The organism is Paenibacillus polymyxa, from assembly GCF_018614975.1.
GTDB classification, from domain to species: domain Bacteria; phylum Bacillota; class Bacilli; order Paenibacillales; family Paenibacillaceae; genus Paenibacillus; species Paenibacillus polymyxa_E.
On sequence record NZ_JAGGNR010000012.1, the window covers coordinates 160836 to 176731 of the forward strand.

At 46.6% G+C, this 15896-nt stretch carries 14 protein-coding genes; 10 read left to right on the forward strand and 4 right to left on the reverse strand.

Annotation, left to right across the window (positions count from 1 at the left end):
- Positions 1-66: 66 nt before the first annotated feature.
- On the reverse strand, positions 67-969 hold the full coding sequence (locus tag J7E78_RS11635) for a LysR family transcriptional regulator (RefSeq protein ID WP_215076347.1): 903 nt from the start codon (positions 967-969) through the stop codon (positions 67-69).
- Positions 970-1153: 184 nt separating this feature from the next.
- Between J7E78_RS11635 and J7E78_RS11640 the strand changes: the two genes are divergently transcribed.
- Positions 1154-1741: an ankyrin repeat domain-containing protein gene (locus tag J7E78_RS11640; protein WP_215076348.1), complete on the forward strand. Its 588-nt coding sequence runs from the start codon at positions 1154-1156 to the stop codon at positions 1739-1741.
- A gap of 49 nt (positions 1742-1790) precedes the next feature.
- The gene (locus tag J7E78_RS11645) at positions 1791-3134 is read left to right on the forward strand and encodes a uracil/xanthine transporter (RefSeq protein ID WP_251034979.1); all 1344 of its coding nucleotides are present in this window, start codon (positions 1791-1793) and stop codon (positions 3132-3134) included.
- A gap of 62 nt (positions 3135-3196) precedes the next feature.
- On the opposite strand, the gene J7E78_RS11650 is transcribed toward J7E78_RS11645, so the two are convergent.
- The gene (locus tag J7E78_RS11650) at positions 3197-3574 is read right to left on the reverse strand and encodes a PilZ domain-containing protein (RefSeq protein ID WP_215076349.1); all 378 of its coding nucleotides are present in this window, start codon (positions 3572-3574) and stop codon (positions 3197-3199) included.
- Positions 3575-3762: 188 nt separating this feature from the next.
- Between J7E78_RS11650 and J7E78_RS11655 the strand changes: the two genes are divergently transcribed.
- The 7 genes from J7E78_RS11655 to J7E78_RS11685 all read left to right on the forward strand — a co-directional run bounded on the left by J7E78_RS11655 (position 3763) and on the right by J7E78_RS11685 (position 10597).
- The gene (locus tag J7E78_RS11655) at positions 3763-4230 is read left to right on the forward strand and encodes a DUF6386 family protein (RefSeq protein WP_251034980.1); all 468 of its coding nucleotides are present in this window, start codon (positions 3763-3765) and stop codon (positions 4228-4230) included.
- Positions 4231-4258: 28 nt separating this feature from the next.
- Positions 4259-4939 carry a hypothetical protein gene (locus J7E78_RS11660; RefSeq protein WP_215076351.1) on the forward strand — a complete coding sequence of 227 codons (681 nt, stop codon included), beginning with the start codon at positions 4259-4261 and terminating at the stop codon, positions 4937-4939.
- Positions 4940-4967: 28 nt separating this feature from the next.
- Entirely contained in the window at positions 4968-5612 is a 645-nt protein-coding gene (locus J7E78_RS11665; protein ID WP_215076352.1) for an SMI1/KNR4 family protein, read from the forward strand.
- Between the two features lie 73 nt (positions 5613-5685).
- Positions 5686-6087, forward strand: a complete 402-nt coding sequence (locus J7E78_RS11670; RefSeq protein WP_215076353.1) for a hypothetical protein — start codon at positions 5686-5688, stop codon at positions 6085-6087.
- 279 nt (positions 6088-6366) lie between these two features.
- Positions 6367-7410 carry a pectate lyase family protein gene (locus tag J7E78_RS11675; protein WP_215076354.1) on the forward strand — a complete coding sequence of 348 codons (1044 nt, stop codon included), beginning with the start codon at positions 6367-6369 and terminating at the stop codon, positions 7408-7410.
- A 304-nt stretch (positions 7411-7714) separates the two neighbouring features.
- On the forward strand, positions 7715-9193 hold the full coding sequence (locus J7E78_RS11680) for a methyl-accepting chemotaxis protein (RefSeq protein ID WP_215076355.1): 1479 nt from the start codon (positions 7715-7717) through the stop codon (positions 9191-9193).
- 180 nt (positions 9194-9373) lie between these two features.
- Positions 9374-10597: a GNAT family N-acetyltransferase gene (locus tag J7E78_RS11685; protein ID WP_215076356.1), complete on the forward strand. Its 1224-nt coding sequence runs from the start codon at positions 9374-9376 to the stop codon at positions 10595-10597.
- A 115-nt stretch (positions 10598-10712) separates the two neighbouring features.
- Here J7E78_RS11685 and J7E78_RS11690 read toward each other — a convergent pair whose 3' ends face one another.
- Both J7E78_RS11690 and J7E78_RS11695 read right to left on the reverse strand, forming a co-directional pair.
- Positions 10713-11078: a VOC family protein gene (locus J7E78_RS11690; protein ID WP_215076357.1), complete on the reverse strand. Its 366-nt coding sequence runs from the start codon at positions 11076-11078 to the stop codon at positions 10713-10715.
- Positions 11079-11242: 164 nt separating this feature from the next.
- A complete protein-coding gene (locus J7E78_RS11695) occupies positions 11243-12895 on the reverse strand; it encodes an alkaline phosphatase (protein WP_251034981.1) in 1653 nt (550 codons plus the stop codon).
- 723 nt (positions 12896-13618) lie between these two features.
- Here J7E78_RS11695 and J7E78_RS11700 point away from each other — a divergent pair.
- The gene (locus J7E78_RS11700; protein ID WP_215076358.1) at positions 13619-15862 is read left to right on the forward strand and encodes a carboxylesterase/lipase family protein; all 2244 of its coding nucleotides are present in this window, start codon (positions 13619-13621) and stop codon (positions 15860-15862) included.
- Positions 15863-15896: the final 34 nt, after the last annotated feature.

The following is a 15896-nucleotide window of genomic DNA, read 5'->3' on the forward strand; positions in this document are numbered from 1 at the left end:
AAATGTAACAGCAGCTTCACCGGAATGTAATCCGGTAAAGCTGCTGTTTTTTTTGTTTATAGCCTTTTACACGGGAAGCATACCCTGCACCAGTTGCACAAAGTGTTGTGCAGGCTTGGACAGATAACGGTTCTGCAGCCAGACCAGCGCCGAACCGACCGTGGAATGCTGATCCTGGATGCGATATACGTGGAATGGGTGCTCGTGATATAGCTGTAGTACCGTGTGAGGCACGATGGAACTGGCGAAGCCGAGTCGGACCAGCTCGAGTAACATATTAATGTCTGAGCACTCACCCATGATGGAGGGGGTAACCTGATGCTCCCGAAACTTGTCCAAAATTAGCTCGAACATACCGAGTCCTTCTGTGCTTGGAAGCAGTAGAGGGATACCTCTAAGCTGCTCAAAATAAGTCCCCATTTCCGTTCCTGGTCCCATCTCTGTCGGACTATCAATCGGTGTTGAAGAAATATAGAAAAGGGGCTCCTGTGGCAGATGCAGCACCTCATAACGTTCAGTCTGGACAGGCATGCGTACACAGGCAAGTTCAACTTTGCCATCTTCCAGCAATCGGCATAATTGCGCAGATTCATTTTGTTGAATTTTATAGGTAACCTGTGGGTGGGTGGTGCGAAACTGTTGCAGTGCTTGCGGGATCAGGCGATCCGAGATGGTATTGATGCCGATGGCGAGTTTGCCCCGTATGCCGTGACGGAAACTTTGCATCTCCATTACAGCTTCCTCCATATATTTGGTCAAGGTAACCGCATAATCATAGAAGCTGCGACCCGCTTGCGTTAGCTCCATCATACGTCCTTTGCGTTCAAATAGAATCACGCCAAGCTCTTCTTCCATTAACTTAAGCTGCTGACTTAAGGGTGGCTGAGCCATGTGCAGTCTTCGAGCTGCGGCTGTAATCTGTTTCTCCTCAGCAATGGCAATGAAATAGCGACATTGTTTGATATCCAAGTGGTTGTTCTCCTTCGCCTGCAATGTATATGTAATTCGTATGGAAAGGCAACAAAACATGTATTTTTAATATACTACGATCTTATGTTACCATACATTAGATTTGCATACCTGACTAACAGGGTTTGGTTTCTATATAAATATTACTGCATGAGAAAGACCTTGAATTGGAGGATAAAATAACGTGGTTAGAACAATACATGATGCTGCTCAAGCGGGCCATACCGATGAGGTCATTCGATTTATCACACAACAGGGTAACTGGTTGAAAGAACGGGATACATTGGGGCGGACACCTCTGATGGCCGCGGTGCACGGTAACAAGATAGACACGGCAAGGATGTTAGTGGACGCCGGAGCCGACATTAATCTTCGGGATGCACGATTGGACAACCTGCTGTTATACGCGAGTGCTGAGGGTATGTATGACATGGTCGAATTGGCGATTACAGCAGGTGCAGATACGAGGTTAACAAATCGTTTTGGCGGCACAGCTCTTATCCCAGCAGCGGATCGAGGCCATATGGACATTGTGGAGCTTCTGCTGACACACAGTGATGTGGATGTGAACCATATCAACAACCTGGGGTGGACAGCCTTGCTGGAAGCGGTCATTTTGGGAGATGGTGGGCCGCGTCACCAGCAGATTGTTGCCTTGCTTTTACAATATGGTGCAGATCCAAAGATTGCGGATCGGGACGGGATTACACCGCTTGCACATGCGAGCCGGCATCGGTATGCCGAGATGGAACGACTATTAACCCAAGTCTGAAAAGGCTATACATTTATGATACAGAACAGTGAAAGGATGTTCCAAACGAATGAACAGACATCAAGAGCATTTTTTACAAAAGAATATGAAGGACGTATCTTCACTAATTTTGGCAGGTATACAGTGGTTTTTCTTCCTGTTTACCAATACCGTTGTTGTTCCGCTATCCATTGGACATAATTTTCATCTGTCTCCGGATGCTATAGCTGCCTCGATGCAGCACGCATTTATCCTTACCGGAGCAGTGTGTATTCTTCAAGCCGTATTTGGTCATCGATATGCAATTATGGATGGTCCGTCAGGGTTATGGTGGGGATTGACGCTAAGTTTGACGGTATCTGCTTCATCGGCCGGTATGAGTCTGGAGCGTATTGGCGGTGGACTGGCTGCAGGTTTTCTGTTAGCAGGACTAACGATGGTGATTCTGGGTTGGCTGGGAGCAGCGCAAGTGCTGCAAAAGCTGTTCACACCTATGGTGAAGAGTGCCATGTTGTTTCTAATGACGATTCAATTAACGATGAATTTTTTCAAAGGTATGATTGGATATACGGAGTTTGGTCGCTTCAATCTGCCTGTCGCCGCATTGTCCGTTGTCATTGCATTTTTGGTGGCATGGATTCAATTAAAAGGTAGGGGGAAACTGGGAAACTACGCGATCCTGATTGGGATTGTGGCAGGCTGGATCGCTTATAGTCTATTGTTTCCTGGACAACATAGCGGACAGCCGAATCAGGCCCCCGCTGGTCTCGAACTGTTCCCGTGGGGAGCACCCAGATGGGAACCGGGTATTGTCATTACTGCATTTTTCGTGGGACTGGTGAACATGACGAATTCGATCACCACATTAAGCACAGTTGAGAAACTATACCGGACAGAAACAACAAGCCGTCAGTATAGGCATTCCTATGCGCTAACGGGTCTGTTCACGATGTTGTCAGCCTGTGTAGGTGTGCTGCCCTTTGGTTTATTTGCATCATCGATCGGATTCCTGGAGAGTACTCGCATTCTGCGTCGTGCTGCCTTGATAATTGGAGCGGGGATGTTATGTGTGATAGGTCTTACACCTTCAGTGACAGCATTTTTTGCACAAATACCACCAAGCGTTGGCAGTGCTGTTTTGTTTGTGGCTTATCTTCAGATGTTCGGCACGGCACTTAGAACGCTTGAAGGTACAACGTTTAATTCTAAAACGATCTATCGTGTAGCGCTGCCGGTCCTCACGGGAGTTGCGGTCATGAATATTCCTGCGGAGGCCTTTCAAACCTTACCCATGTATCTCATTCCGATCATAAGCAATGGTCTCGTCATTGGGGTATTGGTCTCACTGGTTCTTGAAAAAACTGTGAACTGGTCCAAAATGGAACAACCAGCGACAGTTAGTAAAGTGGCATAAAGAGTTTCATCTTGCGACAGTCCAATTTGATTGGGCTGTTTTTTTGTTATCAGGCTATATGGCTATTTCACGATAATTTTGCCTTGGCCTGCAAGCATACGCATCTCTCGGGAGAGACGGTCCTGGTTCCCATCCTGCATTTCGAGTTGAACACCATAGTGCCATGAGGTATTTTTTTCTTGACCCCAGCGGAGAGTGCCTTCCATATATAGAGGGTCTTCAAAAAGCAGCATATTCATTCCAATCCGAATATCGTTATTCTCTACAGGCAGGGATAGCGGAAATGACAGCTGACAGCCGGATCGACTGATATCGCAGAGTTCGGCCTGAATGGGTTTGGCTGGTGCGTTAACCCCGTTGATGCTGAGAATATAGATATCAAAGTGGATCGGTTCCTTCAATGTGTAACGAAAGGGTTCTTTTCTATTGTTAATTGACATGGCTTGGCTTCCTCCATCAGGTTCAAAAAAAGTCAGTTATGCTTATATCGACCATTTGGAGGGAGAAATGAAGAGTTGCGCAAGCAGAGATGGTCCATGGGTTCCTTTTACACGTGTATCAGGCTTGATATAATGATGGAATATATTTCTGAGGTTAGACCTGGATCAGACAGAAGGGACGGGTGAATATGAGAGGAAAATTTCAAATGGTTACAGATACGGCAACATTGTGCCTGTATGATCTGGCAGCGTTAAAACATCGGCTTGAGGATACTTCGGACTGGTGGTCCATTCCAGTGGATGAGCTGGCTGAGGTGAATGCAGGTCATTGTCTGTTCTTGAATCTGGGTACAGATGGAGTGTATGAGGTGGAATGGAGCCTGGAGGATGTAGAGGAGGATTCAGATCCAGATCTCGAAGCGGAACGGGACAAGATGTATCATCTGCAAGTTCCGTCTGGGCACGTCTATCTGGGAGCGGCGGATGATGTCACTGGCGGTGAATTGGAGCCGGATGAGACGTGTGAAGGGGTTCTGTTTCAGTTAAAGCCCGGAAATTATGCGTGTATCGTCTCCAGAGAAGCCAGTCGGATCACCATTGTCATGACACCAAGTATTCAGGGAAATAACATGCTGGATGAATTAATCCGGATCTAGTGTACATATACGAACAGGAGGGATTCATATGCAGGAATGGAACGAGATAACGATGATGAATGCAGATGCCCTGCGTAAACAAATGAGAATACTCGCTGCTTTGGACATCATCTTTTCGGAGGAAGAATGGCTACGCGTTCATCATTATGAAGCTGAACTTCAACCAGGTGTGGCATGGGGAAGCATCAATAACGGCGCAGGTGATCATCTGCATGTCTTGTTCACGAACTCAGGCACGTTGATCAAGGGATTTGATCATGAGTCACCCTTAAGTCCGCATGCTCGTGAGGATGGTGAGATCTACCCGGGCATGTACGATGAAGTGCCGGAGACGTTGATGGCTGTTCTGCGAGATCAGGAGGAAACATTGGATCTGGAGGATGTGACCTTCTGTCTATGGCAGGAAGGGAACGACTCGTCATGGAAGGTTGGTAACTGGATTCAGCTGGCGATGGCCGAGGAAGACAAAGCGGACGCCAGAGGTGGCGCAGAATTTTTGCTGGGATATTTGAATAAGAACTCGGAAGATTACGCTGATTGGGCCAAAGGGTACTATGACTTGCCGAATCTGCCGTTGGAAGCCGTAGCTGAAGTATATGAAGGTAAACCGGTGACCGCCAGACTGATTAAGCAGTTGTGTCCTGAACGAGATGTGGCAGCCACACTGGGTGAGTTGCAGCAACGCGGGTACGCCGTGGAACAAACGTAATGGAGTAACGAAGGGAGAAAGGGAAGCCATGTATAATGTACAACTGGAACGTATGCGTGAAAAGTTGATCACTCTCCGAAGTCTGGACCCGGATCTGGAGCTGTTTGGCGCAGAAAACCATGAATATGAATTGGCGTCTGTGTGGACGCAGAAGGATATTGCGCAATTTGAACAGAAATGGCGAATTGAGTTGCCTAAGGACTATAAGGTATGGCTTCTTCATATGGGAACGGGTGGAGGGCCTTATTATGGTTTGGAAAACCCGAATGACGGTGTATACGCTGTGCTGGGTTATGACGATGAGCTGAACGCGGTCTCGGACCCTTTCCAATTCACGGAAGCATGGAACTGGAACTATGACTGGTTCGATGACAGCAAGGAAGAAGAGGAATGGGAAGTGCTGGAACACGAATATTTTGATCCAAAATGGTCGGCAGGCATGCTGCGCATCAGTGATTTTGGTTGTGGCATCTCCATGAATCTGATTGTTAAGGGAGCCTCCTACGGAGAGATCTGGGTTGATGACCAGGCTAACCGCAATGGAATCTATCCTGATCAGTATTGGGGCAATACGAATCGATTACATTTTCTGGACTGGTATGAGTTGTGGTTGGATCGTTCAATCCATCAAATGCATGAACAAAAGCAACAATCTGGAGCGAACGAAGTCTGAAGGAGGTTGTACATATGGGCTGGGAATATGGCTCTGAGCGGTAAGAGATTTGCCTGAAACAGGAGGAGCATATATGGCTAAAAAATCAAAGAGAACAATTCCTGCGCTCATGTATCAGTATCAAGGTCCGCAGCGAAATGTGGGTTTTGTTTTATGCCCTTTATACATAGAAGAATCGGTTGAAGTAGAGATGGAAGACATGCTGTTCATATATAATGAAGACTTTGTCCACATTCGTCCTGCATTGGATCACGCATTTCCCGTAACTGACCCGCGAACTGGAGAAGAGATGAAGGCACTTGATCCCTGCTGGGAGAATCCGATTACGAAGGATGTGTGGGTGGGGAATTTATCAGAGCTGGATCAACAGGTGGTGGCAGAGCCTGAATTACGGATGTTTTTGGATCAGTTCACAGCTTGGGTGAGACACCATCTGCAATGGGCTGACGGGATCGAAGTCACCGGCAATTTGTAAATTAGTTGATCTTGGATTGTTCATGTTTGTGTGTAATTCAGTATATCTTCAGGGTGAACTGAAAATCAAAATTAAATAGAATAGGTTCGTTTTGGTGGGATGAAGTCATGGCAATAGCTGTGGCTTGATCTCATTTTTTTGTTTTTTCACTATATCTGATCTGCTGTTGCACAAAAGATAATATTGTTGTCATTTTGCAATTATTGTATTGTCACAACGAAAGTTACACGATATAATCGAGTTGTCTTTGAGGATAATATTATAAAGGATGGTGAAATTTTGAAGAAATTTTCGATACTTTTACTCGCTGTAACTCTATTGTTGTTAACTGTCTCCACAGCCCCGTCGACATATGGTGCGGCCAGTTATCCGAACACAGGTACGAATGGGTTGACTGGTTTTGCAGGCAGTGCCAAGAATGAAAGTGGTGTATCCAAGTCAGCTACGACAGGTGGCAAGAACGGACAGGTGGTTTACGTTAGTAATCTCAATGACTTGAGAACACATATGGCGGGCTCTACAGCCAAGATTGTCGTCGTTGAACAGAATATTTCTTCCTCTACGCTGCAAAAGGTTGAATTCGGAGCGAACAAGACACTTGTCGGTTCCTTTGGCAAACATACATTAACGAATATTCATTTCAGATCCACAAGCAGTTCAAGCAATGTCATTTTTCAGAATCTGACTTTTGAACACGCTCCCAATATCAATGCCAATGACGATATCCAGATGTATATCACTTCAGGCTCCAATTACTGGATCGATCATGTGACGTTTGCTGGTCATAGCTACAACTCTGGCGGTAGTGATCTGGACAAACTTCTGTATATTGGCGATCGCGCCGACTATATTACGATTAGCAATTCCAAATTTGCGAACCATAAGTATGGCGTTATCCTTGGTCATCCGAATGATGGTAACAGCAGTTACAATGGAGTACCTCATGTGACAATGTCCAATAATTACTTCGAAAATTTATATGTACGTGGTCCTGGACTTTTAAGATATGGTTACTTCCATCTCAAAAATAACTATGCAAACAACTTTAATCAGGCCATCACAATTGGTGAAAAAGCACGGATTTATTCCGAAAACAACTACTTTGGTGCTGGTGCTGAAAAGGGTGGCATCCTGGATGACAAAGGAAAAGGTGAGTTTACGGATACGGGCAGTACACCAGCGCTTAATAGTCCAACTTCTCCTAAAACGAACTGGAGACCAAGCTCCAATTACAGTTATCAGGTAGAGAGTGCCAGCTACGCGCGTGAGTTCGTCACCAAGTATGCAGGCTCCTCCAATACAACACTTGTATTCGGAAAGTAACAGTTGCTGCACATCCATTCACGACTAAAAAGGCCTGTCTTGTGCGCTATAACGCATAAGACAGATCTTTTTTTTGATTGTAAAATGATATGCTTACATATCATTTTACATTTCATATTCATTTTAAATGTTGAATACCGATATACATAAAGTAGCGCTGGTTTCATACTTATGAAGTTAATATGTACTATGTTAAGGCGCTGTGTATTTGCGATTTGCACATAAGCAGGACCAAAGACTACTAGATGTAGTACAGAAAGGCCCTACAGCTTACATTTAACCTACATAAAAGGACGGGGTATGCATGAATCGTATGGACGAAATTATTTGGAAAAGGAACAAATTAATCGGTATCATTTTGTGGATTATTATTGCCATTGGTATGGGTCTGGCCTTTACGATGCCGAAGTTACTTGTGTCCAATGGAGTAGCTCTGATCTTTGTAGTATGGATTACATACGCTAATGCGAAAAAGAAACATATTCATCACATTCCATGGCTGATTACCGTATTACTGACAATATGTGGGGTCTATGTCGGTTGGGGAACGGTCAATTTTGCGTTAAGTTTGGTCATAACCGCAGTTCTACTGTTATTTCCTAACAAGAAATTTTTTGTGGTTGGATTTTCGGTATTACTAGTCAACAGTGTTCTTCAGTTATTTGTTATAAATACCGTTGACTCCGTTGAGCTAATAGGTAATATCGTTAATGTGGGACTATTCGCTCTCACGGGAGCCATTCTGATGCTGGTCTCACAGCTGAATCAAAGGCTCTTCCATGAAAGTGAAGTACGCCAGAATGAGGTAGAACATTCTAAGCAAAGAGTGGAAATCATGCTGGAGCGTGTGAAGGAATCGGTCGAAGGTTTATCACGTTATACAGATCAATTGAAGCAAAAAGTGAATGCGACTGGCTCCATCACCAAGGAGGTGACGCTTGGGTTCAGTGAGGTTGCAAAAGGTGTTGAGTTCCAGGCGACCAGTGTAGCCGAGATTTCGGAATCCTTGTCTGTGTCGGATCAGCATATCAAGGACGTTGCTTCGTATTCCCAGCAGATGAAAGAGTTGTCCGCAAGTATGGCAACGAGCACGCGAACTGGAAGCACACAGATGGACCAGCTAAACATCCAAATGCAAGAGCTATATGAGACAATCGATACAACTGCAAATGACATGCGAAAGTTCAACGAGGAAAGTGAATCCATGACGCTTATGCTGAACAGCATAGCGGATATTGCGAGTCAGACCAACCTGCTCGCACTCAATGCAGCCATTGAAGCAGCTCGTGCAGGCGAGCATGGACGCGGGTTTGCCGTTGTATCGGAGGAAGTTCGCAAGTTGGCAGAAAACTCGGGTCAGTCCGCAAGTGATATTGCAACCATCCTGTCTCGATTAAAAGGACAGACGCAGGCACTGACGGATCGATTTGAACGTATTCGTCTTTCGTTACAACAAGGAAGAGATAGCGTGCATACGGCAGAGGAAGTGTTCCGTACGATCAACAGCAACTCTCAGCATGTATTGAATCAAGCGACCGATATTGAGACTAGTTCGGCGACCATGAAGGAATCTTCCACCAGAGTAGTGAATGAGGTTTCCGAAATCTCGAGTGTGACTGAGGAATCCAGTGCAGCGACAGAAGAGATTCTGGCAAGCATGGAAGAACAACGTAACCTGACACAAAAGATGGTAGAGAGCTTTGAAGAACTGGAGCAACTGATTGTCAACCTGAATGAATTGGTGTCGGATCATCAGGTTTCTTCCATTGAGAATAAACTTTAATATTAATAGTGAGAGCCTGTCGGTGCGTATTTGGCGTACTGGACGGGCTTTTTTTCATCTGCAAAACAGCTTGATGCCGACATTTTTTTCCTATACAGTGTTGTGTAGAGTATGAAGAGGTAGCCATTGAACTGGAATTGGTAGTTTAACAGATGATGTTACCTCATGGGGGAGTAAAGGTTGAAGAATAAAGGAATGAAAGACAGCTCGGCCTACGATGACGGTACATATGAAGTTAGGAATGATAACCGCGCTGCACGCGTGCGTCTTTATGATCAGGATTCGTTCAAAGACATGGACTGGCCCGATACGGAGGATGGCAGATATGTGAGAGCTTATCTGGAACCTATGATGCTGGACGGGACCCAACGCTTTATGTCCAACGTGGAAACGACATTGTTGCTCGCCCGGATTGATGATCTCGTTCTTCCGCTGACGGTGAATGATACAGAGTATGATAATGCTTACGTCTGTTCGCCATATACGCATTATGTGAGTTACGCCAAGCAGGAATTGACCATGTTGCAGAAGCCTGTGTTGGAAAAGGGTCTTTCTGTGCTGCTCAGTCTAATAGGTTGGGGAATGAAGCAATCGCAGATCAACAAAGTTGTGCATGTGAACAACTGGTTGTTGTCCACCAATCTATATCCAGCCATGTCTGGTGAACAGGCAAAATGCTTGCTTGCAGCGGTACAAGAGCGATACCCTGAGCATGTCATTGTGTTTCGCTCCTTGTGTCCGGGACTTCATCCCGATCTAACGGCGAGGCTAACGGAAGCGGGCTGCCGATTAATCCCGAGCCGACAAATCTATTTGTATCAAGCGCATGATCCGAATTTTGGCAACTCGAAGTCACGCTGGCTGTTGAAGCGGGATTACGAATTATTAGCCAAGCACGATTACGAATTCGTTTCCGAATCAGATATGACGGATGCGGATATTCCGCGAATCGTTGAGCTGTACAAGCTGTTATACCTTGAAAAATACTCCTACCACAATCCCCAGTTCACCGAGCGGTTCATTGCTGCTGCGATGGCATCAGGAACACTCAGGATCTATGGACTGCGAAAGGAGGGGTGCCTGGACGCGGTGATGGGTTATTTCTGTCGAAATGGAATCATGACAACGCCGCTGTTTGGTTACGATACAGCGGTGCCCCAGTCCGTCGGACTATACCGCATGTTATCGGCTTGCCTGATCGGACAGGCTCGCGAGAACGGCCATCTGTTGCATGAGAGCGCCGGGGCGGCGCAGTTCAAACGCAATCGGGGTGCTGTGGCGGATTTTGAGTATTCCGCAGTGTATGAGCGCCACCTTTCGTGGGGCAGACGCTGGTGCTGGCTGCTACTTGATCGGTTGTTGAATCGCATAGGTGTGCCGCTGATGCGCCGCATGAAGCTGTAAACAGACACAATAACGTTTTTACGCTACCCTATGCGGGGGTGTGCGTGAGGTTTTACCACACACATGCACACCCAACTGATCATCGTGAACCGCACAGTTATGTACGGTCGCCTAATTAGACATGCTCTGCGAGTTGTACCTCGAAGCCGTCTGGATCTGTAATGTAAATAAACCGCAGATGCGGATTGGGCTGGATGGGGCCGCGTACAATCGGAATATTCAGTTCTGCCAATCGTTCCATGGCTTCATCCAGAGAGTTAACCTCATAACCGATCGACACGCCGGCTTCTGGTTTAAGAATGTATTCACTGCCCTCAATCAGTTCCAGCTTGGCTTCATTCTCCATGCCGAGCATGGCAATCTGCCGTCCACGGCTTTCGAATCTGCGCTGAATTGGGAGTCCAAGCATGTCGTGGTAGAACCCGAGTGAAGCTTCCAAATTACTAACCCTCAGCGTGACCCAGTTTAATTTGATCAACATGGGTGAATCTCTCCTTTTTCTTGCATGATATGTATTTTTGTTACGTTCATTATACGATAGGTGTTAGCAGGAACCTACTCCTTATCAGTAAACAATGAAATAGCTGCCGAAATATTCGGCAGCCAAATGGTGTAATCTCCTTGTGGTTCCGTAGTTCTAACGAATTATTGAATCAGATCAACGGCCGTCTGTGGTACAAATGCTTCTACACCGTTATAGACAATGACACCCTCCAAAGTTGTCTTTTTGCCGTTTACCAGTGCAATATTTTTGTAGATTTGCAGTTCCAGTTTGGTGTTACCTTTTGTTACGAGGATCTTCGGATTTTTGGCGTCCGTCAGGTCCAGTTTGTACGTCGCGCCTTTGGCTGTAAATGCCTGTTTGGCAGGTACAAACAATTGTTTGCTCACGCTGTCGAGATCGAGATCCAGTACCCGTGCCATATATTTGGCGACATCCGTGTTGTCAATCACACCGAATGGACGGTCATTGTTGGGAGCGTACGTGTACAGTACGACATCTCCACCTGTATGACCACCGGTTGTCCAACCGATTCCAGCACGCTTGCTGATCATTGGACCGATTGCATAGTTAAGACTGCCCGGCTCGGCCGCTTTAATGGTCGCAATCTCTTCGGAAGTCAGATCGGTAATGCCATAGTACTGTTTCATCACTGCTTTGATGTTTGTGCGCTTGGCATTCAGCTTCGCTTCAACGCCCTCGCCTGTCAGCTTGGCCTTTTTCAAAGGTCCGATAAATGTAGACAACGGCTCTTTATCGTACGTGCCGCTAGTTGCGTTGTTACCAATGGTGAGTCCACCATTACCATGGTCCGTAACAGCCACAACGGCAGTTTCTCCATCGGCTTTGGCAAAATCCATCGCTACTTTTACGGCATCATCAAATGCCAGCACATCACTGATAATACCAATCGGATCATTGGCATGAGCCGCCCAGTCCACTTTGCTGCCTTCGACCATCAGGAAGAAGCCGTCTTTGTCTTTGGACAGAACTTCGATAGCTTTGGATGTCATCTCGGCAAGGCTTGGCTGCTTTGCAGGGTCACGGTCCATATTGTAAGCCATGCTCGTGGGAGCGAATATGCCCCAGAGTTTATTTGAATCGGATGCTTTCATTGCAGCCGATGTAGTTACATAATCGTAACCCAGTGCCTTAATGGAGGGAACCAGATTCTCGCCGTCTTTTCGCCCCGCTGGCTCAAGGTACTTGCTACCCCCACCCAATACAACATCCATGCCATTGTAGACTTGCTGTTTGCTGAGCGCATCGTAATTTTTGCGATCCGGGTAGTGAGCAGAGAAGTCTGCTGGCGTAGCGTGCATAATCTCGGATGTGGCTACGATACCGGTTGCTTTACCAGCCAGTTTGGAAGCTTCCAGTACGGATGCGACCGGTTTTCTTGCGTCTTCAGGGGCAATCGCCTTTTGCCCGGGCATTGTAGCCTTGTCCGGCAGTACACCGACATATCCGGTATGAGATTTATAACCTGTTGCAAAAGCGGTTCCTGCTGGAGCAGAGTCCGCAATCGGGGCATCGGCGGAATGTGTCCGAACCATGCCGCTTGCCATGGAGTCCAGCGTCAGGGACGAGCCCTTATACCAACGAGCCAGAGCAGTGGCGTCGTTAGCCATACCGTCAGGAATGAGAATAATCACATTTTTAATCGGTGATGCAGATGTCGTTGAGGTGGTATCTTCCACAGCCCACGCTGCACTGCTTCCTCCGAGTGTAGCCGTAACAATCGTTGTCACCGCAAGCATCATTTTGGCTGCACGGACATTAAACCGGTTTAACATGAATGCATCCTCCTAGAATATATGTATAGTTTGGTATCCCAAACCAAGTGTATACAACAATTGCTAAACTAACGTATGAAATGGGTTAACTATATGTAAAATTTACGATTAGTGAAGGGTGCTAGAATTCAGGTAAACTGGACAAAATGAGGAGTCGACGAATTAAGAGACAGTATTTTAGAGCATCATGTTGTAAGTTGAGTTTAAATTCGCATGAGAATGCGGTTTTTTAATGTTACCCCTGTCAGAAATTATATAATGACGATAAAAAAGATGTTGCGAACGCTTTCATTCTGTGCTAACATCACCATAACAACAGGATTGTAACCGTGTTTCAGGGCAATACCTGTGTCAGTTCATTCGTTGGTTCTTTGTTCATCAAACGATTGATTGCGTTTACATTTTCATATGGAATGAACCTCATTCCTCAGGGTTGTTACTGATTGCAGGCAAAACCTGAATTGAGGGCAGTAGACCACGCTAAAGCGATGTCTGTCTGCCTTCGGTTCAGGTTTTTTTATATAAAAAAATGCCTGATGGCATGACCGCAAGCGCCGTAGCAGATATTTCGAGCAGAAAGGAGCGCAGCAGATTTAATTTTCCTAAATAGAGATATAGACTCATCCAGACATTGGAATACTGATTCTTAGATACGCATCTCAAATGGATATTCCAATGAACTTATCCCATCACACACTATTTGACAGCGAGGAGATTTATGACATGAAAACCATTAAACGTTCGATTGCTGTAGCAACACTTCTGGGGTTATGTGTATCCGCTCTACCAGCTTATGCAGCAGGCAATACAGCATCTTCTTCTTCAGCAGCGATGGACAAGTTGATCCAATCGGAGCTTATTCGCGGCAGCGGTCAAGGTGTTAATGCGGCGTATCTGAACAAAAAGGCTACACGCATTCAGGCCGCGGTACTTTACTTGCGTCTGTCCGGATTGGAGAAAGAAGCACTCGCCTATCAGGGATCGGAAACGTATGAAGATGCGGCTCAGGCAGGCAAAGTATTACAACCGGTCGTTGGTTACTTGAAGCAGCATCCGTATGTGGCTGAGATTGTAACAGGAACGGAGAAGTTTGAACCTAATGCACCACTTACAGCGGAAGGATATGCCGCAATGCTGCTGAAGGTGCTTGGATATGAAGCGGGCACGGATTATGAGCAGGGAGCAGCTTCTGCCTATGCGGCTGGTAAAGGAATCAAGGCGCTTCAAGGGAAGGGAACGAGTCAACTTACCAATCGCCTGATGGCCGAGGCAACCGCACAGGCTTTGCAGATACAGCTCAAGAATGGCAGTGGAACCTTGGAACAGAGCTGGTTGAAACATAAAGAAGCTGGGGCGTTCCAACCTCAAACGGTGCAACAGACCAAGTATGGCGCGATTGATGGCAAAAACTATGAGCAATATGGCACGCTCGGCTGGCTCGGTGTTCCTTACGCGGCACCTCCGGTAGGTGAACTGCGCTGGAAAGCTCCGCAAGAACCGGAAGCATGGACAGGAACGAGATCGGCTAAGGAATTTGCAGCGAACAGCTTGCAGATCTCCGGCAAGACTACAGCGGGAAGCGAGGATTCATTGTATCTCAATATCTGGCGTCCCGACACAACGAGTTCAAAGCTTCCGGTTATGGTGTTCCTGCACGGCGGCGGGAATATGACCGGATCGGGTAAAGATTTTCAAGGTGAACAGCTTGCACGGAGCACCAACAGCATTATCATTTCAGTGAATTACCGTTTGGGAGCCCTTGGATTCTTCGAAAACGCTGCGCTGAAAACAGGCAATGCCCTGGATGACTCAGGTAACTACGGTCTGCTTGACGCATTCCGTGCACTAGAGTGGGTACAGGATAATATCGAAGGTTTTGGCGGAGATACAGGCAATGTTACATTAGCCGGACAATCTGCGGGTGCACGTGATGTGCTGGCAACCCTGATCTCTCCACTTGGCAAAGGACTGTATCAAAAAGCAGTTGCTTTCAGCGGAGGATTAACGACAGCATCACCGGAAGAAGGCGAGCAAAAATCCGAGGATGTACTTGTGAAGTTACTCGTGCAAGAGGGGAAAGCGGCTACCGCAGAAGAAGCAAAAGCATGGATTGGCAAGCAATCTCAGGCACAGCTGGAGAGCTACCTGCGTGCACTGCCTGCCGACAAGCTGGTCACAGCGTTTGGTGCAACCGCAATCCGTATGGAACCATTCCCGCATCTGTTCCGTGATGGCACTGTGATTCCAAAAGAAGGCTTTGACGCCATCAATAACGGCAATTATAAAAAAGTACCTGTATTGCTGGGCAGCCTGGAAACGGAGTTCTCTGGCTTTGCCTTCGGTGATCCAAACTTCTCTCCATCCATCACGGATGAAACCCTGTTTACCGATAAAACCAAGGCGGAGCAATATGCTGCTGCGTTGAAATACGGTAGCGAAGCTTATGCAGGCTTTAATGCAGAGCGTGTAGCGGAACAGTTGACAAGTGAAGCAGGTCAGCCGCCGGTATATGCTTATCGTTTTGCATGGGGCACACAACCTGGGGTCATCTCTGAGCGTTTGCTCACGTTACTGGGCGCACCACATGGTGCGGATATGGACTTCTATACAGGACACGCAGACGGAATTGCTGCTTACTTCCCTGAAGGGTACTTTAGCGATACAAACAAACCAGGACGTGATCAGTTGTCCACCGCGATGGCAGCATATCTGAAGCAGTTCTTGTACACAGGCAATCCAGGTACGGGTGGGTCCCCTGATCTGGCGGCATGGACACCTTGGACGAAAGATGCTCAAGCCCCAATCATGCGTCTGGATGCAAGCAACACAACGGCAGAGATTGGCATGTCTACACAATATAATCAAGGCAAAGAAGCCGTTATGGCAAAGATGAAAAAAGAATTGCCTGAAGAAACATATAAACTGTTGACGGAAAAAGTGTTCGCAGGTCGTTTCTTCTGGGAATAAGGATCACCGGATAGGAAGGTATATATAGATAAAT